The sequence below is a fragment of the Oscillibacter sp. CAG:155 genome (genome assembly GCA_000436875.1).
Lineage (GTDB): Bacteria > Bacillota > Clostridia > Oscillospirales > Oscillospiraceae > Oscillibacter.
In genome coordinates this window covers 47301-63809 of sequence record FR890955.1, presented here as the reverse complement: position 1 = coordinate 63809, position 16509 = coordinate 47301, and the positions used below count along the sequence as shown (strand labels likewise).

The following is a 16509-nucleotide window of genomic DNA, read 5'->3' as shown; positions in this document are numbered from 1 at the left end:
AGAGACATACTTGGTGGATAGTGTCGTCAGACCCAGATAATGAGGCACGGGATACGAGCCCATGGAGCTGCCGAACACCAGCAAAATGGTGGACAAAATGGCGGGCTTGACCATGGGCAGTGTGATCTTGCACATGGTCTTCCACTTGGGGGTATCCAGAATGGTAGCGGCCTCCTCCAGATTGGCGTCCATATTCCGGAAAATGCCGCCGATGAGGATGTAGGCAAACGGCGCGTAGTGCAGTCCCAGCACCACCAGGCTGGGGAATAGTCCCTTGCACCACCAAAGCGGCATATGGATGCCCAGCGTGGCGGCAAGCAGGCCGTTGGACGTTCCGGTGACCGCGTTGGAGTCGAAAAGATTCTGCCATACCACTGCCAGCGTCCACTGGGGCATGATATAGGGGAAGATGAAAATGGAGCTGAGATACTTCCGCCAGGCCAGATTGGTGCGGGTGACCAGAAAGGCGAACACACCACCGAAGAGAATGGATACCACGCAGGTCCCAACGGCCAGATACAGCGTATTCAAAAGGGGGCTCCAGAGGTTCGTTTTGGCCAGGTTGCTGGTAAACAGGTCAATATAGTTGACCAAGGTGTAACCGCTGACCTGGCCGGTAAGGTGGGCGTCAATGGTTCCGGGATGAATCTTAAATGTATCCTCCACAATGGCCACCACCGGGGCGATGGTAGTGACGGTCACCACGATGCCCATCAGCAGCAAAATCACATTATGAGGCTTGGAAAGAAAGGTAACGATCTTGTTCCAAACAATCCCGGACCGGCTTGCGCGCAGGGTGGTTGGTTGGTTCATAGCGGTACTCCTCTCATGCGGGAATAAGCAGGCGCCCTTGGAGACAGACGGTGCTCCAAGGGCGCTCGAATCTGCTTTCCATTCAAAACTGGTCGCCAGCAGCGCCCCAGGGGGTTACTCCCTTTGGGGAAACTCTACTTGTCAGCCGGCGCTGTACTTATCCAGCATCTCGATCCAGCTGCCCACGGTGAAGGAGACAGAAGCACAGTACTCAGGGTCCTCCAGAACCAGCTTGCCGTCGTTCACCCACCAGTCATAGCCGTGGTCGTTCAGAGCGGCAAACTCCACAGTGGTGCCGTCCTCGGACATACCGCCGGTCTCATGGTGATAGATCTCCTCGTTTTCAGCGGCCACCTCGGGGTTGGAGGAATAGCCGCCGATGTCCTTGCCCCAGGCGGAGAAGCCATCGGCAGTGCAGGTCATGTAGGCAATGAAGGCGCAGGCGGTCCAGGGAAGCGGGCTGTTGTCAGTGACGAACAGGTAGTGGCAGTAACCAAAGCCGCCCATGCCGGTGTAGCCGTCATTATAGGCCGCCACGGTGATGTTATTCTTGGAAACGGAGGCGGACTCCTCCACGGAGCGCAGCTTGGAATAGACGATCAGGCCGCACTGATCGGTGGCGGACTTGTCAACCAGCGTGTTGCAGATGGGACCGTCATCGGTCTGGGCGTTGTAGCTGCCCACCCACAGCTTGATCCAAGCCAGCGCGTACTTTCCGTTCTCGCCCAGGCCCAGGCTCTCGGCCTCAGAGGCCATTTCGTCCACAGTGGGCTGGAAGTAGGCCTGTTCATCGGCGGGGAGCGCCTCATAGGCCTCCTTGAGCATCTCGGAATAGTCGTCCCGGGTCAGCATGTACAAGAAGTTCTTGCCCACGATCTCGGAGTCGATGTCCATGAACAGGGCATGCTCACCCTCGGCCACAAAGTCCCAGCAGTTGTCATAGCTCTTGGAGCCGGTGTTGTTGTACATGAAGATCTTGTTCAGGGTCTGCAGCGGCAGATAGCCCTCATACTCCTCGGCGGTGGTCCCATTGGCCTCAGCCCATTCCTTGGGAATGAAGGTATCCAGGATTCCGGTCTGGACCATCTTGGACTCGATCTGGTTGCCGTCCTGGATCAGCGTCATGGCAAAGGTACCGGTATCCTTCAGGGAATCCGCAGTGAGCTGATCGAAAATCTTGTTGTTTTTGGGCTGTTGCCACTCGAATTCCATGGTATAATTGGGATCAATGGTCTGGAGATACTCAATAAACAGGGGCAGTGCGCTCTTGCCGCGGCTGGAGTTGCCAACACCATAGAACATCTGGCCGTTGGACTCCTCAATGGCCTTTTGTGCCAGTTCCTCCAGGGTCATTCCCTGGGCCTCCCGAATGATCTTCTGGGTTTCGGTGAGTTCAGCAGCATCATTGGAGCCGCCCTCATCACCGGCAGGGGTGCTTTCGTTGCCGCAGGCTACCAGAGTCAGCGCCATGCACGCAGCCAGGAGCAAAGAGACCAATCTTTTCTTCATTTCATACCCTCCTCCATCATTTTTGCTAAATTCAGGATTGAAAACACCAATCCTTTTGGATGTTTTTATTGTATCTTGGAAGTGTTTCCCTGAACAGGGGACAAATCTGCAGTTTTTTGAGTCTGGCTGCAATTTTCGTAAGATCTGCATGAACCGCCGCATTGTTTTGTGCTATAATTAGCAAAAGTCGACAATGCCGCCGCGGCGGCGGAGAGGATGAACGCCCATGAAAGGTCTCAAAGCCGTGAAAATGCTCAGCCTGGTGCTGGCAGTCATCATCACCGCCGGATGCGGCACAGGGACAGCAGAACAGGCCGCCCTGCAGTATGCTCCCCCGGAGGAAGACCGCCTGGTGGTCTACACCGCTCACAAGGAGGAGGTCTACTGGCCCATCATCAAGGAATTTGAAGAGCGTACGGGAATCTGGGTGGAGATCGTCCCCGGCGGCACCAACGAACTTCTGACCCGCCTGGCCCAGGAGAAAGATGCGCCGCAGGCCGATGTGATGTTCGGCGGCGGAGTGGACAGTCTGGAGGCCTATGCGGACTGCTTTACCCCCTATTTTTGTCGGGACTGGGTTCTGCTGGATTATACCATGCGCTCTATCGACGGACTGTGGACCCCCTTTTCCGCGCTGCCGGTGGTGCTGATCTACAATACAAAGCTGGTCTCTCCGGGGCGGCTCACCTGCTGGAAGGATCTCTTCTCTCCTGCCTGGCAGGGGCGGATCGCCTTTTGCGATCCCAGTGTCTCCGGGTCCTCCTTTACAGGCCTTGTGACGCTGCTGGAGGCTGCGGGCGGGGACCTGGATGAGACGCTGCAGGCATTTGCCGTCAGTCTGGATGGAAGACAGCAGGAAACCTCCGGTCAGGTGCTGGACGCCGTGGCGGACGGAACGGATCTTGTGGGCATTACGCTGGAGGAAACCGCTTTGAAGCGGGCGGCAGAGGGAGCCGAGATCGCGCTGGTCTATCCCAGCGACGGGACCAGCTGCGTGCCGGACGGCGGAGCCCTGGTCAAAGGAGCACCTCATGAAAAAAACGCGCAGCGGTTTTTGGACTTTATCGCCAGCCCCGATGTGCAGCAGCGGATGGAGACGGAATTTTCCCGCCGCCCCATCCGCCAAACAAAGACGCAGGCAGAGGGACTCGTTGCTTTGGCGGACATCCCCACATTAGATTATGACATTTCCTGGGCCAGCGAAAACCATGACAAGATCCTCATGTCCTGGGCGTTTTATTTCGGAGGGGGCGAGGAGCCATGAAATTGACCCACTCCTTCCGCACCCGTCTCTTTGCGGGGCTTCTGGTGGCCTCGCTGCTGCCGGTCCTGCTGTGCTCCTCCATGCTGCTGCAGGTTTTTCGTCTGCGGCTGAACAGCCAAATGGAAGAGGAATCCCGGGAATATCTGGGCCAGGTGTCGGAATGTCTGGACAGTCTGTACAATGGTTTTCACCAGACCATGCTGGCATTGCGGGCAAGCCCCTATGTGGCCCCAGCCTTGATCCGGGGGCAGGCGGAGAACAATATGGTCTATAACGAGCTGTACAGTGCCACGGAAGGCAGCCGTTCCAGCGCCCAGTTCGACCTCTATGACAGTCAGGGCAACTGGCTCTATTCCACCAGAAGGACGCCTGACGGCGAAGCGCCGCTGCCCACCCAATGGGGCGTTCTCCATGCCGCGCGGCAGACCGGCGGCCTTGCCTTTTCCCAAGTGGACGGCGGCGAAAGCAGCGCAGCCATACTGCTGCAGGGTGCCGCCCTCATTACCACCGCCGACAATCAGGAGGCGGGTTATCTGGTCATCACCTTGACCCGGATGGATTTCCACCAGCTGCTGGACGGCAAGTACGGGAGCCAAAACGATCTTCTTCTTTTGAACCGGTATTGGAGACCGGTCTACTCCTCCAAGACCTCGCTTGCCACCGCACTGGCACCACAGCTGCGGGAACAGCTGCTGGCAGGCGAGCCCCTCCACCAGGAAGGGGAAGAATTTGCCTATCGGGCGGCGGTACAGGAGGAGATGGGTCTCTATGCAGTTTTACAGCGTCCCCAGGCCATGAAGCAGGACACCCGCAGACTGCTGACCACTGTGACCGTCAGCAGTGTTCTGGTGTGCGTGGTGGCCTCCATTTTGATGTCTCTGCGGCTGAGCCGGCAGATGTTCCTCCCCATCCAGCGCCTTCACCGCGCCATCAGTGAAGTGGTGCAGAACAATCTGGACGTGTATGTACCGCCTTACCAGGATGACGAGCTGGGACAGCTGGCCCAGCGCTTCAACGGCATGGTGGCAGCGCTCAAGCGGAACCAGGAACAGTTGGTGGAAAATCAGCGGGAGCTGAACGAGGCCCAGATCCGAATGCTTCAGGCCCAGCTCAACCCCCATTTTCTCTGCAATACGCTGGACACCATGAAGTGGATCAGCAAAATCAACCAGGTCCCCCAGGTGGCCGTGATGTCCACGGACCTTGCGGACATTCTCCGCTTCTGCATCTCCCCTGACGAGTTCGTGCCGCTTTGCCGGGAGGTGGAGATCTTGAAACGCTATATGGAGATCCAGTCCATCCGGCTGTCCGGACGGTGCCGGTTTGAGGTGGCGCTTCCCCCGGATCTGGAGGATTGCATGGTCCCCAAAATGATCCTCCAGCCCATCGTGGAAAACGCCGTTCTCCACGGTCTGGAAGACGCTGAAAACGGTGTGGTCCGGGTGGATGTCCAAACCAGCAGGGACGGCAGGACTCTGTCCATCTCCGTCACCGACAATGGCCGGGGCCTGCCGCCGGAGATGGTTGGGCGTTATGTACCCCAGGAAAAAAGCAGCGGGCGAAACCACTTGGGTCTTTACAATGTGGACACGATCCTGAAAAAGTATTACGGTGAGGCCTACGGGCTCTACCTGGACTGCCGGCCCGATGGGCCAGGGACAGTTGTGACGGCGACTCTGCCGCTTCAAAAGGAGGCAAACTCATGCTGAAGGTATTGGTCGTGGAAGACGAGGAGATGATCCGCAAGGGAATCGTCCTGGCGGTGGATTGGGCAGCATTGGACTGCGTGGTAGTTGGCGAGGCCGCTGATGGTGCGGCGGCCCTGGACGCGGTGGACCGATATGACCCGTCTTTGATCATCACAGATCTGAAAATGCCTAAAATGGACGGTATCCAGATGCTGGAACAGTTGCGGGCCCGGGGCAACAATGCCTACGTCATCATTCTCACCGCCTACGACAGTTTCTCCTATGCCCAGAGCGCTCTGCGTCTGGGCGCGGTGGATTTTCTTCTCAAGCCCTTCCACGACGGGGAGTTGGAGCAGGCAGTCACCAATCTGCAGCGCCGGATGGAGGCCGCACAGCATCCGGAGGAATCCGCGATTCCCGGCCTGAAAAAAGGCGACAAGAGCAAGTACGTACTGCAGGCTATGGATTATATCGGCCAGCACTACGGGGAGCAGAATATCTCGGTCAGTTCTATCGCCCAGCATCTGGGACTGAGTGAGAGCCATCTGAGTCATCTGTTCCGCAAAGAGACGGATTACACGATTCTGAATTATCTGACCCGATACCGCATCCACAAGGCCATGGAGCTGCTGCGGGACTGCCGGCTGAAAGTCTACGAGATCGCCGAGCGCGTTGGGTACCGGGATATTACATACTTTTCCTCTACCTTCAAGAAGGTAGTGGGAATGAGTCCCTCAGAGTTTCAGGACACTTGTCGTTGAGGAGGCGTGTGGGGTGATAAAAGGGATCTTATTCGATCTGGATGGTGTGCTGCTCTCCACCGATCAATTCCATTTCCATGCCTGGAAGGCCCTGGCTGACCGTTTGGGAATCTCCTTTGACCGGCACCAGGGAGACCGGTGCAGAGGCGTGTCCCGGATGGAGAGCCTGGAAATCGTGCTGCAAAACAGCATCCATCCCTATACACCGGAGGAAAAGCAGCAGTTTGCGGCGGAGAAAAACCGCCACTATCGGACCCTGCTTCAGGGACTGACGCCGGCAGATGTGCCGGAGGAGACAGTGCATGTTCTGACGGAACTGCGCAGACGGGGGTACCAACTGGCGCTGGCCTCCGGGAGCAAAAACGCTGAACTGATTCTGCAGAAAACCGGCCTTGGCAGCCTGCTGGACGGCGTGGTGGACGGGATGGACATCACCCGCTCCAAGCCGGACCCGGAGGTCTTCTGCAAGGCTGCCCAGGTACTGGGCCTTTCCCCCCGGGACTGCGTGGGCGTGGACGATGCCTCCGCCGGGGTGCAGTCCATCCGGGCGGCGGGGGCCATTGCCGCTGCCATGGGACCTGCGGCACAGGCCGGCGAGGGAGACTGGAACCTGCGGACACTGTCCCAGTTGCTGGAGCGGTGCCCCGGAACGGAGGCGGCCCTATGATCCGAATGATCGCATGTGATGTGGACGGCACACTGCTCCAGCAGGGCCAAACGGAACTCTCCCCCCAGGTATTCGAGCAAATCGTCCGGCTGCAGGCAAAGGGAATCCGATTCTGTCCGGCCAGCGGCCGCCAGTACAGCAGCCTGCAAAAACTCTTTGCCCCCGTGGCGGACCAGCTCTATTACGTATGCGAAAACGGTGCGGTGGTATTCGGTCCCGGCAATCCCGGCAAGCTGCTGGCCAAGCAGGCCATGGAGCGGACCTGCACCATAGCGCTTTGCCACGACATTCTCGCCGCCGACCAGTGCGAGGTGATGATCTCCGGTGTCAACCTCAGCTATCTTTGCCCCAAGGAGCCAGACATCATCGATCATATCCGGTACTTTGTGGGCAACCGGATTGCGCTGGTCAACCGGCCGGAGGAGGTGCCCGAGGATCTGGTGAAGGTCTCCGCCTATTGCCGGCAAGGCGCGCAGGCGGCGGAGCCTCTGCTGGCACCCAAGTGGAAAAGTCGCTTTCAGACAGCTGTGGCCGGCGAAAAATGGCTGGACTTTACTGTTGCCGACAAGGGCACGGGAATCCGGGCCCTGTGTGCCGCGGTGTCCGTTTCCCCGCAGGAAGTGTTGGCCATTGGGGACAACTACAACGACCTTCCCATGCTGGAACTCGTGGGAGCCCCCTACATCATGGACAATGCCGTGGAGGATCTGCGCCGCCGCTTCCCCCGCCGCTGCACCCGTGTGGAAGACCTGCTGTCCCAGCTCTAGAAAAGCTGTCGGGTCGATTTTGCAGGGCCCCCTCCTCCCTGCACTCCGTGCCGCCTATCCCTGCATCTTGGCCCATTTCGAGAGAGGCCCGGCCCTGCGGAAATTCCGCAGGGCCGGACCTTTTACTATATGCAATGAGTGGAACCGCGGGTATATTACAGTCTGAGTCCCCGATACCGGTTAAAGCAGGCAAAGATCTCCTGCTTTCTGGGGCGGGCTAGAAACGCCGCACCGGAACGGCCCCCGCACAAAGCCGCCAGACCCTGCCGCTCCAGCAGCTGGTCCAGTGCGTCCACCACCTGCCGCAATGTCCGCCGCCCGTCCAGCAGGTGCTTCTGGGCGTAAAGGAGACAGTATCCCAGGGCCGCCGCCTGCTCACTGTCAGTGATCTGCTCCACATACCGCAGATCGATGGTCTCGCGGTTGACAGATACTCCGTCCCGTCCCAAGGCCTTGAGTTTCACCCGATCGCCGCACAGCTCCTGGGACGCCTTGGGCCGGCGGTCAAAGGCCGGTGTCTCCGCCGGCAGCAGCGGTTCGCTGTGTATGGGAAATGCCTGAGCCTCCCGCTTTGCCAGGGCAGTAATGTCCCGGGGTACGTACCGGTCCATCTGGATGATCCGGTCGGCAATATGGAAGTAAGCGCCGGAACTCCCCGCCACGATGATGGTGGAAATCCCGTGACGCTCATAAAGCTCCCGCACACGGTCGATCAGCGGTGTGATGGGCTCCATGTCCCGGCGGATCACCCGCTGCATCAGCTCGTCCCGGATCATAAAATTAGTGGCGCTGGTGTCCTCATCCATCAGCAACAGCGACGTCCCCGCCTCCATGCTCTCCACCACATTGGCCGCCTGGGATGTGCTGCCGCTGGCATCTTCCGTCACAAAGGCAGTAGTATCCTTGCCGCTCGGCAGTCCGCTGATGAAGAGGGAGATGTCCGTGCGCCGGATGCTGCGTCCATCCTCCGCCCGAATTTTCACGGCGGTCGCGTCTGTAATCACATACTCCCGGCCATCTCCGGCGATATGGTCATAGACCCCCAGTTCCAGCGCTTTGAGCAGCGTGGACTTTCCGTGATAGCCGCCGCCCACGATCAGTGTGACGCCTTTGGGGATGCCCATGCCAGTAAGGGGCCCCCGGTGAGGCAATTCCAGCGTCACCGCCAGTTCTTTGGGAGACTGGAATGCCACCGCATCTTTCATAGGCAGGGCTGAGACGCCGGAAACCCGGGGCAGGATGCTGCCGTCGGCCACAAAGGCACAAAGCCCCAGTCTCGGAAGCGTCTGCCGAATATAGTGCTGATCCTCCGCCAGGTCGGCCACGGCCTGCAGCCGCTGCGCATCCAGGTTTGGATAGAGCAAAGAATTTTCCACGCATCGGGGCAGCAGTTCAAACAGGATCTTTTCCAGTTCCCGGGCGTTGATGGTTCTGCCATTGGCGGGGAACCCAACCTCCAGCCGCAGCAAGATGCCGCCGGTTTGGGGGTCCAGCTGGCAGGCGGTCCGCTCCAGCACCTCCTGACCACAGCGGCTGACGGCGATCAGTCCGCTGTGTCCAGAGCCTTTCGCCTGATACGAGATCTGCTCCGCCTGATGTCCAAACCGGCGGGTTAGCGCATCTTGAAGGGCGATCCGCTGGCAGGGCAACTCATAGAGCTCCGGCGGAAAAGCCGCCGTTTTTCCGTCTACATGAATACTCAGCCGGGAAGGCGCTGCAAAAGGGTCCCCTTGGACATGGTCAATGGAGAGCACATAGGTTGAAAACCGATATGCTCCCTTTGTATCCTTATAAGCCGGGTACCCCCTCCGGTCGATTCTGCCAAGCAGGGCTTTCAAATCCGATGATGTCTGCATATCGATCCCTCCGATCGTTTACTCATGATACCATACCACCGGGCAAGTATCTCCGGCGGCTCCGCTGCGGTCTGTCTCTGCGGATTGCTCAAACGGACTGCGTGCCCATTCTGCGGAATTCCGCCGGGGAACAACCGTAATATTTTTTAAAGACTTTTTCAAAATAAGAGGCGTCGCTGTAACCCAGGTCATCCGCGATTGCCACCACCGGCATCGTGCCGGACGTCAGCATCTGGCCCGCCAGCTCCATCCTATGGCGAAGCAGCAGCTGGCTGAACGTTGTTCCCGTCACCTTTTTGACCATGGCACAAAAATACGGCTTGCTGATATGGAACCGCTGTGCCGCCTGGCTGCTGGTAATGGTCTTGAATTCCCGGGACAAAATGGACGACAGCCGCTCCTGAAACGCGGCACCGTCCAGCCAGACAGCCTCATCCCTGGCGATGGCGGACTCAATAAAGCAGGCAATCTCTCTGGCCAGCTGCTCCTGCATATTGGAAAAATAGTGATCAGTTTCATAGCTGTGCCACAAAATCCGGCTGTGGGGAACTTTTTTCAGCAGTTCCATAAAAGGAAGCGTGTGAATCTTCTCGGAAGCCTGATCGTCGTTTTTACAGCTCACCCAGTAAACCGGCTTTTGTGCCAGCATGTCCACCAGGGGAAAATAGGAATAGTAGTCCGGATTTTCCCGGATCTCCTGATAGAACTGCTGGCAGGAGGTATGGGGCATAAACTCTGCGCCCTCCCGCAGAAGTCCCAGCAGGCTCTCCTCCAATTCCGGATCGGTCCGGCTCATCTTGTACAGCCGCCCCAGATCATAGGGCATCAGGAACACCGCGCCATAGATAAAGGGGCGCTGCTCCATGGCGCGGGCAATCACCGGCGCGCCGAAACTGTGTCCCAGCAAAAAGAGATAGCGCCGGTCAATGTGGTATGTTTTGTCCGCCATTAAAAAGTCAATGACGTCTACTGTGTCCTGGATGCTTCCGGCGAAGGAAAAGACCCCCTCGCTCCCCCAGGAACCGGCGTAATAGAAAATCAGGACATGAAATCCGGCCTTTCGCAGCAGCTGTGCCAGCGCCGCATTTTTTTCATGTCCTGGAAAGCCATGGGCAAAAATGACCGTGGGGTAATCCCGGTCAGACCCGGCGGAATACAGCATGCAGGCCAGCTTCCCCTGTGCTCCCGGTATATGAAATGAATACAGAGAAGCAGATGGATTTCCCACAGCGAACACCTCATTTCAAATCGCGTTTTGGGACTTCCCATACCGTGTAAAAACGGGTCCCCAAATTTGGTTAAAAAAATCCAGTATGAATTGAGTATAATCAACTTTTTCAAATTCCGCCAGTACATCTTAAAAAATTACAGAAATTTTCCAAAAAAATTACAGTTACACGATTACAAAACCGTGGTATGGTGTTCAGCATATAAAAGGCCTTTTTATTGAGCGACTCCTCCGCCCCTCCTGAGAGCGGGCGCAGGGAGGTTTGATGTGTTCTGGAGGTAATGTGTATGAATCAGAAAACAAAAGACGCATTGGTCGTAGGCTTTGCGCTGTTCGCCGTGTTCTTCGGCGCCGGAAACCTGATCTTTCCGCCGCTGATCGGCGTTGTCTCCGGATCGGCCTGGCCGTCCGCCATCGCGGGACTGACCCTGTCCGGAATTATGCTCCCTATTGCAACCATCATCGCTGTGGACAACATGGGCGGCGGATTTGAACGGCTGTGCCGTCCTGTCTCCTCTTGGTTTTGCAGTGCGTACATGGTGTTCTTTGTCATCTTCATTCTCACCTGCGGCATTCCCCGCCAGGGCGGCGTGGGCATTGAGACAGGCGTGTTCAGCGTACTGCCCTCCCTACAGAACAGCCGGGCGGCGCTGATCATCGGACTTTTGTGCTATTATGGCCTGGTTTTGTTCTTCACCACCAGAAAGTCCTCCTTCATCGACATCATCGGCAAGTATCTGACGCCGTTTTTGCTGATCATCCTGATCATCATTGTGGCAGCCTCCATCATCAGCCCCATCGGGACCCCGGTGGACACCGGTTCTACCGGGAATTTCACCTATGCGTTCCTGCAGGGCTATCAGACCGGTGACGTAGCCGTTGGCATCGTCATCGCCGGCACCTTCATCGCATCCATCAAGGCCAAGGGCTACCAGAAGAAATCCGAGCGGAACAAGGCTGTCACCAAGGCCGCCGTGGTGGCACTGATTGGTCTTTTGATCGTCTATGGCGGACTGCTGTATCTGGGCGCCACCGGTTCCGGGATGTTTGACTCCTCCATGGACCAGACCGCTTTGCTGGTGGCTCTGGTGGAAACCTGCATCGGCCGCATTGGCACCGCCGCGCTGGGCGTTGGGATTCTGCTGGCCTGCCTCACCACCACCATCGGCGTCATCACCACCATCTCTCAGCTGACGGAAACGCTGACCCACGGCAAGCTGAAGCTCAAGACCTGCATTTTGATCTATGACGTGCTGGGTTTTTTGCTGGCAACCATGGGCGTTGCCAAGATCATCACCTACACCTATCCCGTGTTTGTGCTGATCTACCCCGTGGCCATCGTGCTGACACTGCTGGGCTGCGCCAGAAAAATCGTCCCCAACCACGGCTCCTGGAAGGGTACTGTCCTGATGGCCGCCCTGGTGGGCATCTACGAGGCCGTGGTCACCATGAACCAGAGCGGTATCACCAACATCCACATCTCCTTCCTGGAGCATCTGTACGACGCACTGCCCCTGTCCGCCTATGGCTTCGCCTGGCTGCTGCCCTGCATCATCGGCTTTGTGGCAGGCACGTTGATCGTCAAATTCTCCGGCGGCGAGGCATATCCCATGCTGCAGGAATCCGAAGACCAGTAAACGGGAAAGTTGAGGAATTTCAAACATGAAAAAAGTTGGTCTTGTAGGCGGAATCGGTCCCGAGTCCACGATCTCTTACTATCACGATATTGTCTATGGCGTTCAGAAGGAAGTCCAGCGGGATTTCTTCCCCGACGTGTCCATTGAGAGCATTGACCTGTTCAAGTGGGTAGATCTGTGTGACAAAAAAGAATATGACAAGCTGGTGGACTATACCATGGAGCCCATCGAGCGCCTTGCGGCCAGCGGCGCGGACTTTGCGGTGCTCACTGCCAATACTGCCCATCTGATCTTCGATCAGGTGCAGTCCCGCAGCCCCATCCCCCTGATCAGCATCGTGGAGGCCACCGCGGAGGAGGCCGCCCGGCGGGGCTATTCCAAGGTGGGCCTTCTGGGCACCGGCTTCACCATGAAAAACGACTTCTTCAAAATTCCCTTCCGTAAACGCGGGATCGAAGTCGCCATTCCCGGCGAGGAGGACATGGCATTCATTCACAAGAAGATCTATGAGGAGCTGGTATACGAAAAAATCGTCCCTGCCACCCGAGACCGTCTGCTGAATATTTCCGAGCAAATGGCACAGGAGCAGGGAATCCAGGGACTGGTTCTGGGCTGCACAGAACTTCCCACCATTCTGAATTCCGACATCACCCCTGTTCCCTGTCTGGACACAGTGAAGATCCATGTGGCCGCCATCATCCGGGAGATCATGAAGGATTGAGAGTCCGGTCAAACCCCTGGAAAAAGAGCCCGTCCGACGCTTCAAATGCGTCAGGCGGGCTTTTCCGCAGCCCGGCAGGCTCCTCCAGTCAGAGACAATTCTTCGTTTCTAACGTTGGCCGGAACCTCACTCTGCAGCAGCATTTTCCGCAGTATTTGCGCTTTTTTAACGATTTTAAACACAAATTTTTCTCTTGACAGGGCAAATCTGTGATGCTATACTGTGCCCAATTTCACAAAGTAAACCGTTGATGAGGAAGATACGCGGCAAGACGGCCTTTCAGCGAGTCCGGGGTGGTGGGAGCCGGGCGGTGCAGCAGCTGCGAGTGGGCCTCAGAGGGTGAAGCGAAACACAGGCACTGTTCTGTGGAGTCAGCAGAGACGGGAGGCCGCCGTTATCAGGCACAGGATGTGTTGGCATCCGTTGAGGTGGGCGCCCCAGGGGCGTCAAGCAAGGTGGTACCGCAGGTTTTTTCAGCCTGTCCTTGAAGAAGATTTCTTCAGGGACAGGCTTTTTTTATTTTCTGAAAGGCGCGAAAGGAGATAAACATGGACGACAGCTTTGAAATTTACGACCTGAAGGTGGAGGTGACCGCCACGGACCGGCCCATGGTGTGCAGCCACCATGTAGGAGATTATTTTCTGGTGGAAGGGGAGAATCTGGTGTTCCCGGAGCCGGGGGCCTTCTCCATGTACGCCATGGCCGCCATCTTGCCCCTGCTGCCTGCCAAGCAGCGGGTCCGGGACCCCAATGACTGGATGAGCACTGACGCCTACATCGCCTGTCCGGACCCCAACTGCGGCGCCCGGTTCAAAATCACCCGCACCAAACTTCGCCGGCAGCACCACAGCACATGTACCCGGGTCCCGCTGGACGACGAACCGATCTGAAGGAGGTCTATCACCATGAGAAAAAAGTACACCGTCATCCGAAACGTCCGTCTGGTGGACGGCACCGGTGCTCCGGCCATTGAGAACGCCGTCTTTGTGTTTTTCAACGGGGACACCGTATCCGACGACCGTCTGGTTTACTGCGGCAGCGCCGCGGACTACGATCCCTCCGTCACTGCCGACGGTGAGGTGTTCGCGCTGGATCTCTCCGACAGCACCTATACCATTTTGCCGGGGCTGATAAACACTCACGTCCACCTGTCCCTGGAGCTGCCCTACCTCCCCTACTACGTGGATAAATTCGGCGACGCCTACCGGGCCATGGTCACCTACCGCCGGGCCTGCGAGGCTCTGCTGTGCGGCGTGACCACCCTCCGGGGCGTGGGCAACGCCGACACCTCGGAAATCGCCGTCCGCAACGCCATCAACAAGGGCATGTTCGGCGGTCCCCGGATCATTACCTGCGGCTCCGCCCTCTGCCCCCACGCCGGCCACGGTCACAACACCCCCCGCAACGTGGAGTGCTCCGGAGCGGATGAATTCATCCGGGGACTGCGGGGCCAGCTGGCCCAGGGCGTGGATCAGATCAAGTTGATGTACACCGGCGGTCTGGAGGGTGCTTACGAGGGCACTATGGACATCCAGATGACGGAGGAAGAGGTCCGGGCCTGCATCCAGGTGGCCCACAACAACTCCAAGCGCATCGCCGCCCATCTCTCCAACGACAAAGCCATTGCCCAGGCCGTCCGGCTGGGACTGGACTCCGTGGAGCACGCCTACACCCTCTCCGACGAGACCTGCCGCATGATGGCGAAAAAGGGCACCTTCCTGACGCCCACCCTGGTGGTCTCCCACTGCAACGACTATCTGAAAAAGCACGGCTCCGCCGAGTGGCATCTGCGCAAGCAGGCTGCCGCTGCTCAGGAACACATCCGCTCCTGCCGCCGGGCCGTTCAGGCGGGCGTCACCATCTGCACCGGCACCGACCTGCTGCCCTCCGACCCCATCGACGGCACCACCCCCACTGTCCGGGAGACTGAACTGCTGGTGGAGGACGTGGGGATGACGCCCCTCCAGGCCATCCGCTGCGCCACCCGCAACGGTGCGGAGCTGTGCGGCGTGCTGGCGGAGACCGGCACCCTGGAGCCCGGCAAGCTGGGAGACTTTCTCATCGTGGAGGGCCGTCCCGATGAGAACATCCGGGACCTGCGGAATCTGCGGCTCGTCTCCAAGGGCTGCCGGCTGGTGAAAAGCAATCTGCCCGCCATCACCAAGCAGAACTTCAACCCCATGATGGCAGGCGTTCCCTGTGACGGAGGGACCTTCCGAATCTGGTGAGCGGTGATCTGCCGCAATCCACATTCTGACACAAAGGAAGGAGCGCAATCCATATGAATCCACAGATCATCAGCCTCATCGGCATTTTCTTGGCACTTTTCCTGGTGGTGGCCGGGTCCCTGCGGGGAATCAGCATCATCATTCTCTCCAGCGCAGCCGCATTCCTGGTGGCCGCCACCGGCGGCATCGGATTACTGGACGGCTACAGTGCCTATCTGGAGGGCGTGGCCGGGTCCGTCACCAGCATGTTTCCCCTTTTTCTTGGCGGGCAGCTGCTGGGGTGCTTTCTGGAAAAAAGCGGACTGACGGAGTCCATCGCCAATGCCGTCATCCGCCGCTCCGGCACCCGGGGCATTGTGGTGGCCGTGTTCACCGTGTCCTGGCTTTTGACCTTCTGCGGGATCAACGTCTTCGTCATCATCTTCACCGTCTATCCCATCGCCTGCGCCTTTTTCAAGGTGGGGGACATTCCCCGCAGCCTGATTCCCGCCTGTGTGCTGGGTGCCTGCGTGTCCCAGCAGATGCTGCCGGGCATCGCCGACACCACCAACATTCTGGCTACTGAGGCCTTTGGGGTCCCCGCAGCCGCTGGCCCTGTCACTGGCATCTTCCTGTCGGCATTTTTGTTCGTCGCCAATGCCGCTTATCTGCACCGGGAGGCCAAAAAGGCCCGGAAACGGGGAGAGCACTTTGTGCCGCTGGCGGGAGAGTCCTTTGAGATCGATCTCCACAAGCAAGGCCTTCCCCATCCGCTGCTGGCAGTGGTCCCCATCGGTGCGGTGCTGGCGGCGCTCAATGGATTTTCTGTTCCCGCCTACGCCTCCCTCTATCTGGGGAGTCTGGCCGCCATCGTGCTGTTCTTCCGGCGGCTGGGAGGTCTGGCAGGCGTCACCGATACCTTGAATCAAGCGGCCAAAGGTTCCTTGTCTGTCCTGGCCACCTGCGCCATCATCGGCTTCAGCGGCATCGTCACTGCCGTCCCCGGATACGAGCTGCTGCTCAGCGGGCTGGAACGGATTTCCGGCGGCAATCCCTATCTCTTCGCCTTTATCTGCGTAGCAGTGATCGCCGCCGTTTCCGGGTCCGCTACAGGCGGCGTTCAGTTCGTACTGGACAGCTTCAGCGACAAGCTGCTGGCCATGGGCGGCGACCCCGCCTCCCTGGTCCGGGTCATCTGCGCCGCCGCCCGCACCTTTGACTCCCTGCCCCACAACAGCGCCGTAGTGCTGACCCTCAACGCCTGCAATGTCACCCACCGGGAGGGCTACAAGCATGTGGCGGTAACCACTGTGCTCAACACCACCATCGCCACCATCATTGCCATTCTGTTCGCCATGATCGGCATCCGATAATCTGAGGAGGTCTTTTCC

General features: G+C 58.3%; 14 protein-coding genes. 10 read left to right on the top strand and 4 right to left on the bottom strand.

Features of this window, described 5'->3' with window-relative positions:
- The coding region (locus tag QZL67_RS10350; RefSeq protein WP_292920289.1) for an ABC transporter permease subunit at positions 1 to 813 on the bottom strand (813 nt) is incomplete at its 3' end.
- A 141-nt stretch (positions 814 to 954) separates the two neighbouring features.
- Positions 955 to 2322 carry a hypothetical protein gene (locus QZL67_RS10345; protein WP_022290646.1) on the bottom strand — a complete coding sequence of 456 codons (1368 nt, stop codon included), beginning with the start codon at positions 2320 to 2322 and terminating at the stop codon, positions 955 to 957.
- Between the two features lie 226 nt (positions 2323 to 2548).
- Here QZL67_RS10345 and QZL67_RS10340 point away from each other — a divergent pair, with 226 nt between their 5' ends.
- Genes QZL67_RS10340 through QZL67_RS10320 form a run of 5 tightly spaced genes read left to right on the top strand, consistent with a single transcriptional unit; the run spans position 2549 to position 7469 of the window.
- A complete protein-coding gene (locus tag QZL67_RS10340) occupies positions 2549 to 3586 on the top strand; it encodes an ABC transporter substrate-binding protein (RefSeq protein ID WP_022290645.1) in 1038 nt (345 codons plus the stop codon).
- Complete coding sequence (locus QZL67_RS10335) at positions 3583 to 5295, top strand: histidine kinase (RefSeq protein ID WP_022290644.1); 1713 nt, start codon at positions 3583 to 3585, stop codon at positions 5293 to 5295. Before QZL67_RS10340 ends, QZL67_RS10335 begins: the two co-directional genes overlap by 4 nt.
- Positions 5289 to 6035 carry a response regulator gene (locus QZL67_RS10330; RefSeq protein WP_022290643.1) on the top strand — a complete coding sequence of 249 codons (747 nt, stop codon included), beginning with the start codon at positions 5289 to 5291 and terminating at the stop codon, positions 6033 to 6035. Before QZL67_RS10335 ends, QZL67_RS10330 begins: the two co-directional genes overlap by 7 nt.
- A gap of 13 nt (positions 6036 to 6048) precedes the next feature.
- The gene (gene pgmB / locus QZL67_RS10325; protein WP_022290642.1) at positions 6049 to 6702 is read left to right on the top strand and encodes a beta-phosphoglucomutase; all 654 of its coding nucleotides are present in this window, start codon (positions 6049 to 6051) and stop codon (positions 6700 to 6702) included.
- Positions 6699 to 7469: an HAD family hydrolase gene (locus tag QZL67_RS10320; protein WP_022290641.1), complete on the top strand. Its 771-nt coding sequence runs from the start codon at positions 6699 to 6701 to the stop codon at positions 7467 to 7469. Before pgmB ends, QZL67_RS10320 begins: the two co-directional genes overlap by 4 nt.
- 155 nt (positions 7470 to 7624) lie before the next feature.
- Here the strand turns inward: QZL67_RS10320 and QZL67_RS10315 are convergent, their stop codons facing one another.
- Positions 7625 to 9325 carry an ABC-ATPase domain-containing protein gene (locus tag QZL67_RS10315; RefSeq protein WP_022290640.1) on the bottom strand — a complete coding sequence of 567 codons (1701 nt, stop codon included), beginning with the start codon at positions 9323 to 9325 and terminating at the stop codon, positions 7625 to 7627.
- 88 nt (positions 9326 to 9413) lie between these two features.
- Positions 9414 to 10487, bottom strand: coding sequence for an alpha/beta fold hydrolase (locus QZL67_RS10310; RefSeq protein ID WP_022290639.1), 1074 nt, complete (start codon positions 10485 to 10487; stop codon positions 9414 to 9416).
- 353 nt (positions 10488 to 10840) lie between these two features.
- Between QZL67_RS10310 and brnQ the strand changes: the two genes are divergently transcribed.
- The 5 genes from brnQ (at position 10841) to QZL67_RS10285 (ending at position 16491) form a co-directional block, all read left to right on the top strand.
- Positions 10841 to 12190, top strand: a complete 1350-nt coding sequence (gene brnQ, locus QZL67_RS10305) for a branched-chain amino acid transport system II carrier protein (protein ID WP_022290638.1) — start codon at positions 10841 to 10843, stop codon at positions 12188 to 12190.
- 25 nt (positions 12191 to 12215) lie between these two features.
- The gene (locus QZL67_RS10300; RefSeq protein ID WP_022290637.1) at positions 12216 to 12911 is read left to right on the top strand and encodes an aspartate/glutamate racemase family protein; all 696 of its coding nucleotides are present in this window, start codon (positions 12216 to 12218) and stop codon (positions 12909 to 12911) included.
- Positions 12912 to 13459: 548 nt separating this feature from the next.
- Positions 13460 to 13801, top strand: coding sequence for a TIGR04076 family protein (locus QZL67_RS10295; RefSeq protein ID WP_022290636.1), 342 nt, complete (start codon positions 13460 to 13462; stop codon positions 13799 to 13801).
- Between the two features lie 15 nt (positions 13802 to 13816).
- Complete coding sequence (locus QZL67_RS10290) at positions 13817 to 15139, top strand: amidohydrolase family protein (protein ID WP_022290635.1); 1323 nt, start codon at positions 13817 to 13819, stop codon at positions 15137 to 15139.
- A gap of 53 nt (positions 15140 to 15192) precedes the next feature.
- Positions 15193 to 16491 (top strand): GntP family permease, encoded by a 1299-nt coding sequence (locus QZL67_RS10285; RefSeq protein ID WP_022290634.1) that lies wholly within the window; start codon positions 15193 to 15195, stop codon positions 16489 to 16491.
- Positions 16492 to 16509: the final 18 nt, after the last annotated feature.